We start from the raw sequence: 14266 nt of genomic DNA, 5'->3' as shown, positions 1-14266 counted from the left end.
AGGGTGAGGGAATCGCAAGCAGCGATGTCCCTGCACCCTTTTTTGCTGTTCAGTCGGAGTTTGAATGAGCGTCACCACGTCGGGTCTGGAAGTGAAGTCGCGTCAGCGCTTCGTGCGCACGTCGGTCGAATTGCTGAGTTCGATGCGCTTTGCAATTTCGTTGCTCGTGATCCTGTCGATCGCGAGCATCATCGGCACAGTTCTTACGCAGGACGACCCGTATCCGAACTACGTGAACCAGTTCGGGCCGTTCTGGGCCGACATCTTCCGCTCGCTGAGCCTGTACAACGTGTACAGCGCGTGGTGGTTCATGCTGATCCTCGGCTTTCTGGTCGTGTCGGTCTCGCTGTGCGTGATCCGCAACACGCCGAAGATGATCGCGGACACGAAGAGCTGGAAGGACAAGGTCCGCGAAGGCAGCCTGCGCGCGTTCCATCACAAGGGCGAGTTCGCGGTGCCGAACGCGACGCGCGCGCAAGCTGCGGGCACGCTCGGCAAGCTCTCGACGAAGCTCGGCTACAAGTTCGTGACGCGCGAAAGCGAAGGCGCGACGCTGATCGCGGCGAAGCGTGGCGCGCTGACCAAGCTCGGCTACATCTCCGCGCACCTGGCGATCGTCATCATCTGTATCGGCGGGCTGCTGGACAGCAATCTGCCTATCAAGCTGCAGATGTGGCTGTTCGACAAGACGCCGATCCGCAGTAACACCGTCATCAACGACATTCCGCCCGAGCATCGGCTGGCGCAGGGCAATCCGACGTTCCGCGGCTATGCGTGGGTGCCCGAAGGCCAGCACGTGTCGACGGCGATCCTGAACCAGCAGGACGGCTCGCTGATCCAGGACCTGCCGTTTTCGATCGAACTGAAGAAGTTCATCGTCGATTACTACACGACGGGCATGCCGAAGCTCTTCGCGAGCGACATCGTCGTGATCGATCACAAGACGGGCGAGCGCATTCCGGCGCGCGTCGAAGTGAACAAGCCGTTCGAGTACGACGGCGTGTCGATCTATCAATCGAGCTTTCAGGACGGCGGTTCGCAGATGCAGATGACGGCCTGGCCGATGACGGGCAGCAACATCAAGACCGAACCGTTCAACGGTGAGATCGGCGGCTCGAAGGTGCTGGGCGCGTCGATTCCCGGCGCCGATGGCCAGACCGTCGAATTCGCCGATTTCCGCGCGATCAACGTCGAGAACATTTCGAACGGCAACGGCCAGAACGACGCTCGTGGCGTCGCGGCGCATCAGTCGCTGAAAGAAGCCTTCGACGAGCGGCTCGGCTCCGGCGCGAAGACGTCGAAGCCGGTCGACCTGCGCAACGTGGGCCCGTCGGTCCAGTACAAGGTGCGCGACAAGGACGGCCAGGCGCGCGAGTACAACAACTACATGCTGCCCGTCGACGTGAGCGGCGAGCGCGTGTTTCTCGCCGGCATGCGTGCCAATCCGGACGACGCGTTCCGCTACCTGCGCATTCCCGCCGACGCCGGCGGCACCGTCAACGAGTGGATGCACATCCGCTCGGCGCTCGAAGATCCGGCGGTGCGCGCCCAGGCGGCGCGCGATTTCGCGCTGCGCTCGGTGCAGTCGAACGCGGAACTGCAGCAGCATCTGGAAGAAAGCGCATCGCGCGTGCTGACGCTCTTCGCCGGCGACGACGCGACGCTCGGCAAGGCGGTCAATGGTCAGAAGGTTGGTGGCTTCCAGGCGATCGCCGCGTTCATCGACCGCTCCGTCCCCAAGGGCGAGCAGGAGAAGGCGGCAGGACTCTTGCTTCGTATGCTGGAGGGATCGATGTGGGACGTCTGGCAGATCGCGCGCAAGCAGGCGGGAGAACCGCCCGCAACGGCTGACGCCAACACGAGCCGCTTCGTCCAGAGCTCGATCAACGCGATATCCGACAGCTTTCTGTACGGTTCGCCCGTCTATTTGCAGCTTGACTCCTTCAAGCAGGTGCAAGCTTCGGTATTTCAGTTGACGCGCGCGCCGGGCAAAAAAGTCGTGTATCTTGGCAGCCTGCTCCTCGTGTTGGGCATCTTTTCGATGTTCTACGTCCGCGAGCGGCGCCTGTGGTTCTGGCTCAAGGACGCGGACCGCGGCGTGAACGTAGTGATGGCGATGTCGACGGCGCGCAAGACGTTCGATTTCGAAAAGGAATTCCTCCAGACGCGCGATGCGGTGGGCGCGGCGCTGGGCGGCAAGCCAGTCGATGCCGATTCCGCCCGCGAGGCAAAGAACGCCGACCACGCAACGAGCGAGGCGTCCGCAGATTCAACCGATTCGACCCGGTAAGCACATGGACCTGACTCAAGTTTCCTCATCTTCGCGCGCCAAGCCGCGCGCCGATACGGTGGCTCATTCGACCCCGCATCTGCCTGGCGAGACGTTGCTGGACGACCGTCCATTCCTGAAGCGCCTCGGTCTGACCGACTGGCTGTTCGCGCTGGCGCTGGTCGCGGGCGCGGGGTTCGCGCTGTCGCGCTACCACGAGTACATGAATTACTACGACAAGCTGGTGCTGGTGTGCACGGTGCCCGCGATGGTCGTGCTCGGCTGGCGCTGGAAGCCTTCCCGTCTGCTGATGGCGTGCATTGCCGTGCTGTCGCTCTCGGCGATCCAGATCTACGGCGGCGATCTGACTCGCGCCGATCACGCGTTCTTCCTCAAGTATTTCCTCTCGAGCCAGTCGGCCATCCTCTGGATGAGCGCGCTCTTCGTGCTCGCCACGCTGTTCTACTGGATCGGCATGCTGTCGCGTTCGCCGTCGGGCAGCGCGATCGGTTCGAAGATGACGTGGGTCGCGGTGCTGATGGGTTTCGTCGGCCTGATGGTGCGCTGGTACGAGTCGTATCTGATCGGCTCGGACGTCGGGCACATTCCCATCTCGAACCTGTACGAAGTGTTCGTGCTGTTCAGCCTGATCACCGCGCTGTTCTATCTGTACTACGAGCGGCACTACAACACGCGCTCGCTCGGCGCGTTCGTGCTGCTGGTGATCAGCGCGGCCGTCGGCTTCCTGATGTGGTACTCGATCTCGCGCGACGCGCAGCAGATCCAGCCGCTCGTCCCCGCGCTGCAAAGCTGGTGGATGAAGATTCACGTGCCGGCAAACTTCATCGGCTACGGCAGCTTTGCGCTGTCGGCGATGGTCGGCGTCGCGTATCTGATGAAGGAGCGAGGCGTGCTGTCCGACCGGCTGCCGACGCTCGATGTGCTCGACGACGTGATGTACAAATCGATCGCCGTCGGCTTCGCGTTCTTCACGATCGCGACGATTCTCGGCGCGCTGTGGGCCGCGGAAGCATGGGGCGGCTACTGGAGCTGGGACCCGAAGGAAACGTGGGCGCTGATCGTCTGGCTGAACTACGCGGCGTGGCTGCACATGCGGCTGATGAAGGGCCTGCGCGGCACGGTGGCGGCGTGGTGGGCGCTGACGGGCCTGCTCGTGACGAGCTTCGCGTTCCTCGGCGTCAACATGTTCCTGTCGGGGCTGCATAGCTACGGCAAGCTGTAAGATCCGTCCGTTTCGAATGATGAAAAACCGCCGTGTGCACTGCACCGGCGGTTTTTTTATGCCGATATGGAAGGATTGCGCGCCGCGTGTGTTAACAAAACGACGAACGACGACTCCCACGCGCGAGTCGAACGAATACCGATGGACGGGCAACGCCCGGCAAGGAGTTTCAGCATGTGGATCAAGCGAAGCGACCGGAGCCAACTGTATGGCGACGACATCGCGCGCAGCGAAATTACGCCGCAACGCGTGTTCGAGAATCGCCGGCGAATCTTGCAGGCGGCGGGCGCGGTCGCGCTCGGCGGACTGATCGGTGTGCACGGCGAGGCGTTCGCCGAGTATCCGGCGCAGGACCCGAAGGCGCAGAAGCTCGGCGCGAAGACCAATCCGAAGTTCGTCGTCACCGACAAGGTCACGCCGTACAAGGACATCACCACCTACAACAACTACTACGAGTTCGGCACCGACAAGAGCGACCCGGCGCACAACGCAGGTTCGTTGCGGGCGCGTCCGTGGAAGGTGAGTGTCGAAGGCGAGGTGAAGAACGCGAAGGTCTACGACATCGACGAATTGCTGAAGCTCGCGCCGCTCGAAGAGCGCGTGTACAGGCTGCGTTGCGTCGAGGGCTGGTCGATGGCGATTCCGTGGATCGGCATTCCGCTGTCGGAAGTGATCAAGCGCGCGCAGCCGACGGCCAACGCAAAGTATGTGCAGTTCATCACGCTCGCCGATCCGTCGCAGATGCCCGGTTTGTCCGAGCCGATTCTCGAATGGCCTTATTCCGAAGGCTTGCGGATGGACGAAGCGATGAACCCGCTGACGCTGCTGACGATGGGCGTTTACGGTCAGGTGCTGCCGAATCAAAACGGCGCGCCCGTGCGGATCATCGTGCCGTGGAAGTACGGCTTCAAGAGCGCGAAGTCGCTGGTGAAGATCCGCTTCGTCGACAAGCAGCCGCCGACCAGCTGGAACACCTACGCGCCGAATGAATACGGCTTCTATTCGAACGTGAATCCGAACGTCGATCACCCGCGCTGGAGTCAGGCGACGGAACGGCGCATCGGTGAGGACGGCTTTTTCACGCCGAAGCGCAAGACGCTGATGTACAACGGCTACGGCGATCTGGTCGCGTCGATGTATCAGGGCATGGACCTGAAGAAGAACTTCTGAGGCGGCGCGCATGGGAACCGACACGACACGAACTATGGCGGCGCGAGCGGACGCCAACGCGGCGAAGCGTGCCGCTACACCGCGCAAGACGAACGCAGGCGCAGCCGCGAACGGCTGGATCGTGCCCGCGAAGATCGCCGTATTCGCCGCGGCGCTGTATCCGCTCGCGCGCATCGTGCTGTTCGGCTTCACGGGCGGCCTCGGCGCGAATCCGATCGAATTCATCACGCGATCGACGGGCTTGTGGACGCTCGTGTTCATCTGCATCACGCTCGCTGTGACGCCGGTGCGCAAGCTGACAGGCTGGAACGCGTTGCTGCGCTTTCGCCGGATGCTCGGCCTCTACGCGTTCTTTTACGGCGCGCTGCATTTCACGACGTACTTCTGGTTCGACAAGTGGTTCGATCTCGCCGAGATCGTGAAAGACATCGGCAAGCGACCGTTCATCACGGTGGGCTTCGCAGCGTTCATGCTGCTGATTCCGCTGGCCGTCACGTCGCCGAAAGCGATGGTGCGCAAGCTTGGCCGTCGCTGGCAGACGCTGCACCGCGCGATCTACCTGATCGCGGCGCTCGCGATCCTGCATTTCTGGTGGATGAAGGCGGGCAAGCACGATCTGATCTTGCCGAAGATTTACGGTGCAATCGTGATCGCGCTACTGGGATGGCGTCTGGTTATCTGGGCGCGCGACCGGATTCGTGCGAGAAGCTGACCGCCCCAAAAGCTGAAAGCGACAAAAAAGGCGATGCGTTGTGAGCGCATCGCCTTTTTACTTTGAACGTCCGGAACGCGTTATTTCGGCAGAACCGTCTCGCCCGCGAACAGATCCTTCACTTCCTCGCGTTTGCGCACGACGTACGCCTTGTCTCCGTCGACCATCACTTCGGCCGCACGGCCACGCGTGTTGTAGTTCGAGCTCATCGCGAAACCGTACGCGCCTGCCGAAAGGATGGCGAGCAGATCACCGGGTTCGACGGCGAGTTCGCGGTCGCGGCCGAGCCAGTCGCCGCTCTCGCAAACGGGACCGACGATGTCGTAGACATGCTTGTCGCCGTCACGCTGCACGACGGGTTCGATTGCGTGATACGCCTCGTACATCGCGGGACGCGCGAGGTCGTTCATCGCAGCGTCGACGATCGCAAAGTTCTTCTCAGCACCGGGCTTGAGGAATTCGACGCGCGTGAGCAGCATGCCTGCGTTGCCGACCAGCGAGCGACCCGGCTCGAAATACACTTCGCGATGACCGTGGCCGCGCGCTTCGATCCGGTCGAGCAGCGTGCGCACGAAGTCGCCGATGTCGGGCGGCGTTTCATCGTCGTACGTGATGCCGAGACCGCCGCCTACGTCGACATGCTTGATCTTCACGCCGTCCGCTTCGATCTGATCGACGAGTTCGAGCAGCTTGTCGACGGCATCGAGATACGGCGCGACTTCCGTGATCTGCGAACCGATATGGCAATCGATGCCGACCACGTCGAGATGCTTCATCGCCGCGGCGGCGCGATACGTGGCGCGCGCGTCGTCGAACGCGACACCGAATTTGTTCGACTTGAGGCCCGTCGAAATATACGGATGCGTCTTCGCGTCGACATCGGGATTCACGCGCAGCGACACGGGCGCCGTCTTGCCCATTTCGCCCGCAACCGCATTGAGGCGGTCGAGTTCAGGAATCGATTCGACGTTGAAGCACTTCACGCCGGCCGCGAGCGCTTCGCGCATTTCCGCGACGCTCTTGCCGACGCCGGAAAACACCGTGTTTTCCGCTTTGCCGCCCGCCGCCAGCACACGCGCCAGTTCGCCGCCCGACACGATGTCGAACCCTGCGCCCATGCGCGCGAACAGGTTCAGCACGGCCAGGTTGCTGTTCGCCTTGACGGCGACGTGCACGGTGGCGCGGCGGCCAGCGCATGCGTCGGCGTATGCGTGCCACGCTTTGGTCAGCGCGTCGCGCGAGTAGACGTAGAGCGGCGTGCCGAACTGCTCGGCAAGCGACACGGCGGACACGCCTTCAGCGTGCAGTACGCCGTCGGTGTAAGCAAAAGCGGATTGAGTCATGCGACAGTCTTATTGAGCTTCGGATGCAGCCGATGCCGGTTGGGCAGGCGCAGTGCGCAATTCGGAATCGGGCGACAGGGACAGCGGCGTACCCGACGTATCGGGAATCGAACCTTGAGCGTCGGCGGCGGATTTCGCTTCGTCGGGCGAGGCGGGCTGCGTCTGTGCAGTCGGTTTGGCCGGAAGAGGCGGAACGGCCGGCAGATAGAGCGAGCCGCGTTGTCCGCAGCCGCTGAGCGCGACACCTGCGACAATAGCCAGAGTCGCTGCAATCGTGGCCGTGCCGCTCGTCCGGAAAACGACTCGCATGACTATCCCTGAATAAATAATCGCTGGAGTTTAGCATGTCCGACAGTGAATACCTGACCCGCGCCGAGGCCGTTCTTGCGGCCATCGAACGCTCTCTCGACGACTCGGATGCCGACATCGAATTCGAGCGCAGCGGCAATGTGCTGACACTCGAATTCGAGAACGGGACGAAGATCATCGTCAACCTGCAACCGCCGATGCAGGAAATCTGGATCGCCGCGAAATCGGGCGGTTATCACTTCCGTTTCGTCGACGACGAGTGGCGCGATACGCGCAATGGCACCGAGTTCTACGCCGCGTTGTCCGACTACGCGACGCAGCAGGCGGGCGAGGCGGTCGAGATTGCGCCGTAAGCGGATCGCCTTGACGCACTCGCAGCCCGTGCATGTGCGCAGAAATAAAAAAGCCGCCGCGTTCGATACGCGGCGGCTTTTTTTCGGGCAGCGGTCCGGACCTAGTGGCCTTTGAACAGGTTCATGATGTCCTCTTTCTCCTGCGCGCCGACGGCGGCGGGTGCACCGCTCGCATCGCTTGCTCCCGGCGGGGGCTGCGTCACGCCGACCGTCGACACGAAGCCGTTGCCCGGCGTGAAGTCGTCGAAGTACAGCTCGTCGCTGATCGTCACGACGTCTTCCGGCATCGGCATCTTGTACTCGGGCACGCCCTTTAGCGCGCGTCCCATGTAGTCGATCCACACGGGCAGCGCGAGCCCGCCGCCCGTTTCCTTGTCGCCGAGGCTGCGCGGATTGTCGTAGCCCATCCACGCGATCGCGCACAACGTGTGCTGATAGCCGGCGAACCACGCGTCGCGCGAATCGTTGGTGGTGCCCGTCTTGCCCGCGAGATCGGTGCGCTTCAATACGTTCGATTTCGCGCCTGTGCCGCGCTGTGCGACGCTCGTCAGCAGGCTGTTCATCACGTACGCGTTGCGCGGCTCGATTGCGTGCGGGGCGTTGCTGGCCGCGACGAGCGGTTCGGCGTGTGCGACCACCATGCCGCGCTGGTCCGTCACTTCGGCGATCAGATACGGGTTCACGCGATAACCGCCGTTCGCGAACACCGAGTAGCCGGCCGCCATCTGCAGCGGCGTGACGAGGCCCGCGCCGAGCGCCATCGGAAGATACGCGGGATGACGGTCCGCGTCGAAACCGAAGTGCGTGATGTACTGCTGCGCGTATTTCGTGCCGATGTGATTGAGGATACGGATCGACACGAGGTTCTTCGACTTCTGCAGCGCGGTGCGCATCGACATCGGGCCGTCGAAGCCGCCGCCGTAGTTCTTCGGCTCCCACGCCTGGCCGCCTGTTTCGGCGGCACTGAAGAAAAGCGGTGCGTCGTTGATGACGGTTGCCGGTCCAAGACCCTTTTCGAGCGACGCCGAGTAGATGAACGGCTTGAAGCTCGAACCCGGCTGGCGCCACGCCTGCGTCACGTGATTGAACTTGTTCTTGTTGAAGTCGAAGCCGCCGACGAGCGCGCGGATCGCGCCATCCTGCGGCACGACCGAGACGAACGCGCCTTCGATCTGCGGCAATTGCGTGATCGACCAGTCGCCGTCGTCGTTCTTCACGATACGGATGATCGCGCCCGGCCGCACGCGCTGGTTCGGCTGCGCGCGCGAACTCAACGCGAACGTTGCGTAGCGCAGGCCGTCGCCCTGAATCGTCACGCCGTTGCCGTCGATCAACGTGGCCTTCACCTGCTTCGGACTGGCAGACGTCACCACGGCCGCGATGATCTCGCCGTTGTCGGGATGTTCGAGCAGCGCGTCGTCGATTGCCTGCTCGCGCTCGTCGGCCTCGGCGGGCAAGTCGATGAACGCTTCCGGACCGCGATAGCCGTGACGCCGCTCGTAGTCCAGCAAGCCTTTGCGCAGCGCGTGGTAGGCGGCGTCCTGATCGGCGGAATCGATCGTCGTCACGACATTCAGGCCGCGCGTGTACGCCTCTTCACGATACTGCGCGTACATCATCTGCCGTACCATTTCCGCGACGTATTCCGCGTGCACGCTGAATTCCTTGCCCGCGCCCTTGACGATGAGCGGCTGGTGGCTCGCCGTCTCGTACTGGTCCTGCGTGATGTAGCCGAGTTCCAGCATGCGCTGGAGAATGTATTCCTGACGCACCTTCGCGCGCTTCGGATTCACCACCGGGTTGTACGCCGAAGGCGCCTTCGGCAGACCGGCCAGCATCGCGCATTCGGCCAGCGAGAGATCCTTCATGTCCTTGCCGAAGTACACGCGCGCCGCGCTCGCAAAGCCATACGCGCGCTGGCCGAGATAGATCTGATTCATGTACACCTCGAGAATCTGATCCTTGCTCAGCTTCGATTCGATCTTGTACGCGAGCAGCATCTCGTAGATCTTGCGTGTGTACGTCTTCTCGCTGGAGAGGAAGAAGTTGCGCGCCACCTGCATCGTGATCGTGCTCGCGCCTTGCGTGGCGTGGCCGTTCGTGAGCGCGACGATGCTCGCTCGCGCGATGCCCGTCAGATCGACGCCGCCGTGATCGTAGAAGCGGGCATCTTCGATCGCGAGCACGGCCTTCTTCAGATTGTCCGGCACCTCGCGCATGTGCACGATGTCGCGCCGCTCTTCGCCGAATTCGCCGATCAGCACGTGGTCGGCCGTATAGATGCGCAACGGCACTTTCGGACGATAGTCGGTGAGCGCGTCGAGCGACGGCAGATTGGGCGTCGCGACGACCAGCGCATAACCCAGCACGAGTACGACGCACATGATCCCGGCCAGAATCAGCCCGAAGAAACCCAGGAGGATCTTCAGCCAGAGGGGACGCTTGCGCTTCTGCGGTGCGGGAGGCGGAGACGTAGGAGTCGTGGATTGCATATGAACACCAGAAAACGGTCCCGCGATTATAGCCGCCCGATCTGGCAGCTTTCGGCGTGCTTACGGCTGCCGAAACCGCATGACTCTGAGAACACTGTAGTTCGTTTGATTGTCGCCGGATATCCGTTACGCAACCATTAGCCATTCGGCCGAATTTCGCTTCCGTGTCGCGCTGCGCAGAATTCTTCCCGTTGCCCGCGTCGTCGTAAATGGCGCGGGCCTTCAGTTTCCGTTGGTATCTGAGGGAGGCAGGAATGGCGTTGAAAGACTCGTTACGAATGGCGATGCGTCGTCAGGCAGTCGGAATCGATATCGCCGCGCAGGCGGTGAGGATCGTGGTGCTGAGTTGCAGCCCGCGAAAGATGAACCCTGTGCGCATCGAATGCGTGGCTATGGAGCCGCTTGCGCCGGGCGCAATGGCAGGCGCGGAGATCGTGGACCGGCAGGCCGTGGCGCGCGCGTTGTGCGCGGCGTTCGGCAACGTGCCGCAGCACTGCATGTCGGCGGCTTTGCGTTGCGCGATGGCGATACCCGGTTCCGCGACGTTCACCACGCGTCTGTACGGCGGCCACATGGACGGTCCGCCGCGTCCGTCGGCGTCGCTCGAACCTGCCGTATTGATGGAGGCCGAGCGGATCGCGGGCATCGAACGACATGCGCTGGCCGTCGACTGGTACGTCGAGGATTCGCCGCCGCATCCCGGCGCGGTGACGATTGCCGCGACGGCGCGCGAACATCTCGAAGCGCGCATCGAATGCGCCGCGATGGCAGGCGTGACACTGACCACCGTCGATGTCGAGCCGCACGCTGCGTTGCGGGCGCTGCGCCACGCAGCGAAGTTCGAACTCGAACTGCACGAACCGTACGCCGCGATCTGGATCGGCAGTGACGGCGTGTACGGCTGGCGTATCGAAGACGAAACCATCGCGGAAGAAATCCGCTATCCGTCGCCCGAGTATTCGTGCGTGGCCGACGCGTTGCGCGATCTCGCGCAAAACAACCTGAACGTGTGCGCGCTGGTGGGCGGCGAAATCGATCTGCTCGATGGCGTGTCGTTTTCGCTTGCCGATATCGGCGATGTGCTCGGTTGTTCCGTGCTGCCGTTCGACTGTTCTTCGCTGAGCGATGGCAACGTCATCCCGCATTCGGATCTGATGCAAGAGCCTTCGTTCGCGGTCGCATTCGGGCTGGCGTTGCGTGGCATCGCGCAATGACGGCGGCGCGTGTGGGCCTGCAGGGCTTCAATCTCTTGCCGCACCGGCAGCGCGACGCGCGGCTCGCGCGCCGGCGCTGCTTTGTCGAATGGACGAGCGCCGTGCTGTGCGGTTGTGTTGCCGTGGCGCTGCTGGCGACGTGGCAGACGTTCGAACGGGCGCATCTGGACAGAGAACGCTCAGCCGTCGAGCAGAAGCTTGCCGCGCTCGCGTCGCCTCTTGCCGAACATGTGCGGCTGACTGGCGAAGCCCGCAACGAACGCTTGCAGAACGAGCGCGCCGCGACGCTTTCCGAGCCGCTCGTGCATCTGCTCGATCTTCTCGATGCGTTGAGCCAGGAGTCGTCCGAGTCGGTCGTGGTCAAGCAGTTGCGGCACCGCGAGCACGAGACGGAACTGCTCGCGGTGTCCTCGGATCACGCGGCGTCGGCGGCGTGGCTGAATCGCCTCGCCGCGCTGAAAGGCGTGAAGGATTCGGATCTCAGCGACGTGCATCGCGCGACAAATGCAACAAACGCAACGAAGGCGGCCGATCCGGCGACGGCGTTCGAAGTCACCGCGCATCTGAAATGGGATGGCGGGCCAGTGAAGTCCAAAACACCGGCGGCTTCATCGCCGAACACGAGAGGTAAGAAATGAACATGACGATTGCTGGGCGCTTCGGCAGACCGGCGACGCGCAAGCGCGTGGGACATGTGCTCGTCGAACGGCTGCGCGTGCCGCTCGAAGCATGGAGCGTGCGACGACGCTGGCTCGTCGGATCGTGTTTCGCGGTGGCAGCATTCGCGCTTGGCGCGAATGCATGGCTCGCGACCGACATGAGCGGCGTGCAGTCGAGCCGCGAAGCATTGTCTGCCGCTCAACGCAAATTGAGCGAAGCCGAAGCGGCAGTCGCGCATTTGCCGGCTTTGCGCAAGGCAGCGAGCATCGTACACATGCCCGCCAACTGGACCTCTGCCGACGACATACGCGTGATCTCGCAACTCGCGTCGCGCAACGAGATGACGTTGCTGTCAATCGAACCGGGCGTAGTCACGGGAAGCGGACTCGAAGCGATGCGTCCGCTGCGAGTGACGGCGCTGGCTGACTTCGATCATGCCGCCGATTTCTTCGAGGCGCTCGCGAGCCTGCCTGTTCTCGTCGTGCCGGACGAAGTGACGCTCAAGCGCCAGGGCGAAAGCCTGGCTATGAACGCGACGCTGCATTCGTTCGCCGCGATTCATCCCGTGCAGGATGTCGCGCGCCGAAGCTTGCGCAACGATCCCGATGCATTCGATCCCGATGAAGAGATCGTTTTCTACGATCCGTTCCAGCCGGCATCGGTTGCGTCGGCACTGGAAGAGGACTCGTCGCCGATGCGGCTGGTCGGGCTGCTTGCCGACCGCATGCGCGGTCTTGCCTTGATCGAAACGGGAGAGGGCGGAACGACGCTCGAACCGGGACAGCAGTGGGGCGACGAGCGCGTCGCCAATGTCGATGCCCGTGCGCTGACGCTGGCGAAGCGGGACGGCAGCGCGCATTCGCTGACGTTACCGGAGGCCATCGAATGACATGGACCGCCACCCTGCGATGGACGCTCGTATGTGCCGCTTTCTTCACGATGACGGCGCGCGCGGCATTGCCTCCGCTTCCCGCCGACATACCGTTCGACGACGCAATGACGCCGTCCGGCATGCCGCCGCTGCCTCGCACGATCACGACGGACGCTGCCAACCCGTTCACGCCCGACGCGAGTGAGGATGGCGTAGCGCACGAAGTCATAGGTCCGCCTGCTCTTGCGCACGACGAAGCCGAGCCGAAACCTCAAACGCGAACAGAAGCGCAGCAGGAGGCGCTCGAAGGCCCGCCTGTTCCGCTCCCGCCCGCGGCGCGGCTGAGCACGAGTGTCGCAGCGTCGATTCCCGCCGACAGGCCGATCACGCTGCATTTCCAGCACGCCGAACTGGGCGCGGTGCTCGGCGCGTTCGCCAAGTTCACGGGCCTGAATATCGTCGCCAGCGAAAAGGCGCGCGGCACAGTCACACTGCATCTGGACAACGTGCCGTGGCGTGCCGCGTTCGATACGCTGCTCGACGTCAACGGACTCGCGATGGAGCAGCGCGGAAACGTGATCTGGGTCGCGCCGCTGTCGGAACTGGCCGCGCGCGAGCGTCAGCGTTTCGAAACGCATGCCCGCGCCGCCGAACTCGAACCGCTCGCCAGCCGCACGTTCGAGCTTCACTACGCGCACGCCGAAGAACTGCGCAAGCTGCTGACGGCGTCGGGCAATCAGCGCGTGCTGTCCAAGCGCGGCGCGGCGATGGCCGATGCACGCACCAATCTGCTGTTCGTCACGGATCTCGACGCGCGGCTCGCGCAGATCGCGGACCTGATCGCGTCGCTCGACCGGCCGACGCGTCAGGTGTTGATCGAGGCGCGCATCGTCGAAGCGGAGAAGGGCTTTTCGCGCAATCTCGGCGTGAAGCTGTCGATGACGGGCACCAACGAGGACGGCAAGGCGACGGGTGTGGTCGGAGGCAAGGACGGCGCGATCCTCGATCTTTCGGCGGGACCGATTTCCGGCTTCGACGCGGCGACGGCAGGGCTCACGCTGTTCGCGGCGCGGGCGACACGGCTCCTGAACATCGAGCTGAGCGCTCTCGAAGCCGACGGGCGCGGCCAGATCGTGTCGAGCCCGCGCGTCGTGACGGCGGACCGGATGAAGGCGATCGTCGAGCAGGGCACCGAGCTGCCGTATCAGGCGAAAGTCGGGCAGGGCGTGTCGGGCGTGCAGTTCCGTCGCGCGAGCCTCAAGCTGGAGGTCGAGCCGCAGATCACACCGGACGGCCGCGTCGTGCTGGATCTCGATGTCGCGAAGGACAGTGTCGGCGAGCAGACGGCATCCGGGCCGGCCATCAATACGAAGCACGTGCAGACGCGCGTCGAGGTGGAGGACGGCGGAACGGTGTCGATCGGCGGAATCTACGAGACGGACGACCGCGATGATGTGACGCGCGTGCCGCTCCTGGGCAAAATACCGCTTCTGGGCGCTTTTTTCCGTCATCGGGCCCATCGGGATCTGCGCAGCGAACTCGTCGTTTTCATCACCCCGAGGGTTGTGCAGACAAATTGACGAATCGGCGGCAAACTGCCGGCAAAGTGCCACGGGCGCGGGCCGAAAGC

The 14266-nt window shown here is 63.4% G+C and carries 12 protein-coding genes; 9 read left to right on the top strand and 3 right to left on the bottom strand.

Translation table 11 applies throughout. From position 1 onward, the window contains the following. The first annotated feature begins 64 nt into the window (after nucleotides 1–64). The 4 genes from QEN71_RS28100 (at nucleotide 65) to msrQ (ending at nucleotide 5394) form a co-directional block, all read left to right on the top strand. Nucleotides 65–2290, top strand: coding sequence for a cytochrome c biogenesis protein ResB (locus QEN71_RS28100; protein WP_201655323.1), 2226 nt, complete (start codon nucleotides 65–67; stop codon nucleotides 2288–2290). A gap of 4 nt (nucleotides 2291–2294) precedes the next feature. Next, nucleotides 2295–3512 carry a c-type cytochrome biogenesis protein CcsB gene (gene ccsB, locus QEN71_RS28095; RefSeq protein WP_201655327.1) on the top strand — a complete coding sequence of 406 codons (1218 nt, stop codon included), beginning with the start codon at nucleotides 2295–2297 and terminating at the stop codon, nucleotides 3510–3512. A gap of 174 nt (nucleotides 3513–3686) precedes the next feature. Next, nucleotides 3687–4682: a protein-methionine-sulfoxide reductase catalytic subunit MsrP gene (gene msrP, locus QEN71_RS28090; RefSeq protein WP_201655330.1), complete on the top strand. Its 996-nt coding sequence runs from the start codon at nucleotides 3687–3689 to the stop codon at nucleotides 4680–4682. 10 nt (nucleotides 4683–4692) lie between these two features. Next, a complete protein-coding gene (gene msrQ / locus QEN71_RS28085) occupies nucleotides 4693–5394 on the top strand; it encodes a protein-methionine-sulfoxide reductase heme-binding subunit MsrQ (protein ID WP_201655333.1) in 702 nt (233 codons plus the stop codon). Between the two features lie 80 nt (nucleotides 5395–5474). On the opposite strand, the gene lysA is transcribed toward msrQ, so the two are convergent. Next, on the bottom strand, nucleotides 5475–6737 hold the full coding sequence (lysA, locus tag QEN71_RS28080; protein ID WP_201655336.1) for a diaminopimelate decarboxylase: 1263 nt from the start codon (nucleotides 6735–6737) through the stop codon (nucleotides 5475–5477). A 9-nt stretch (nucleotides 6738–6746) separates the two neighbouring features. Further along, on the bottom strand, nucleotides 6747–7046 hold the full coding sequence (gene lptM / locus QEN71_RS28075) for an LPS translocon maturation chaperone LptM (RefSeq protein ID WP_201655339.1): 300 nt from the start codon (nucleotides 7044–7046) through the stop codon (nucleotides 6747–6749). Nucleotides 7047–7081: 35 nt separating this feature from the next. Between lptM and cyaY the strand changes: the two genes are divergently transcribed. After that, on the top strand, nucleotides 7082–7399 hold the full coding sequence (cyaY, locus tag QEN71_RS28070; protein ID WP_201655342.1) for an iron donor protein CyaY: 318 nt from the start codon (nucleotides 7082–7084) through the stop codon (nucleotides 7397–7399). A 101-nt stretch (nucleotides 7400–7500) separates the two neighbouring features. Here cyaY and QEN71_RS28065 read toward each other — a convergent pair whose 3' ends face one another. Then, nucleotides 7501–9891: a penicillin-binding protein 1A gene (locus QEN71_RS28065; protein WP_201655345.1), complete on the bottom strand. Its 2391-nt coding sequence runs from the start codon at nucleotides 9889–9891 to the stop codon at nucleotides 7501–7503. A gap of 254 nt (nucleotides 9892–10145) precedes the next feature. Here QEN71_RS28065 and pilM point away from each other — a divergent pair, with 254 nt between their 5' ends. Genes pilM through QEN71_RS28045 form a run of 4 tightly spaced genes read left to right on the top strand, consistent with a single transcriptional unit; the run spans nucleotide 10146 to nucleotide 14216 of the window. Continuing rightward, nucleotides 10146–11105 carry a type IV pilus biogenesis protein PilM gene (gene pilM, locus QEN71_RS28060; protein WP_201655348.1) on the top strand — a complete coding sequence of 320 codons (960 nt, stop codon included), beginning with the start codon at nucleotides 10146–10148 and terminating at the stop codon, nucleotides 11103–11105. Beyond that, complete coding sequence (locus QEN71_RS28055) at nucleotides 11102–11743, top strand: PilN domain-containing protein (protein ID WP_201655350.1); 642 nt, start codon at nucleotides 11102–11104, stop codon at nucleotides 11741–11743. Before pilM ends, QEN71_RS28055 begins: the two co-directional genes overlap by 4 nt. Continuing rightward, nucleotides 11740–12654, top strand: coding sequence for a type 4a pilus biogenesis protein PilO (gene pilO / locus QEN71_RS28050; protein WP_201655353.1), 915 nt, complete (start codon nucleotides 11740–11742; stop codon nucleotides 12652–12654). The genes QEN71_RS28055 and pilO overlap by 4 nt, the downstream gene beginning before the upstream one ends. After that, the gene (locus QEN71_RS28045; protein WP_201655356.1) at nucleotides 12651–14216 is read left to right on the top strand and encodes a type IV pilus secretin PilQ; all 1566 of its coding nucleotides are present in this window, start codon (nucleotides 12651–12653) and stop codon (nucleotides 14214–14216) included. The genes pilO and QEN71_RS28045 overlap by 4 nt, the downstream gene beginning before the upstream one ends. Nucleotides 14217–14266: the final 50 nt, after the last annotated feature.

The sequence above is a fragment of the Paraburkholderia sabiae genome, from assembly GCF_030412785.1.
Lineage (GTDB): Bacteria > Pseudomonadota > Gammaproteobacteria > Burkholderiales > Burkholderiaceae > Paraburkholderia > Paraburkholderia sabiae.
Note: the sequence above shows the minus strand (reverse complement) of the source record. Positions and strands in the feature narration are given on the sequence as shown.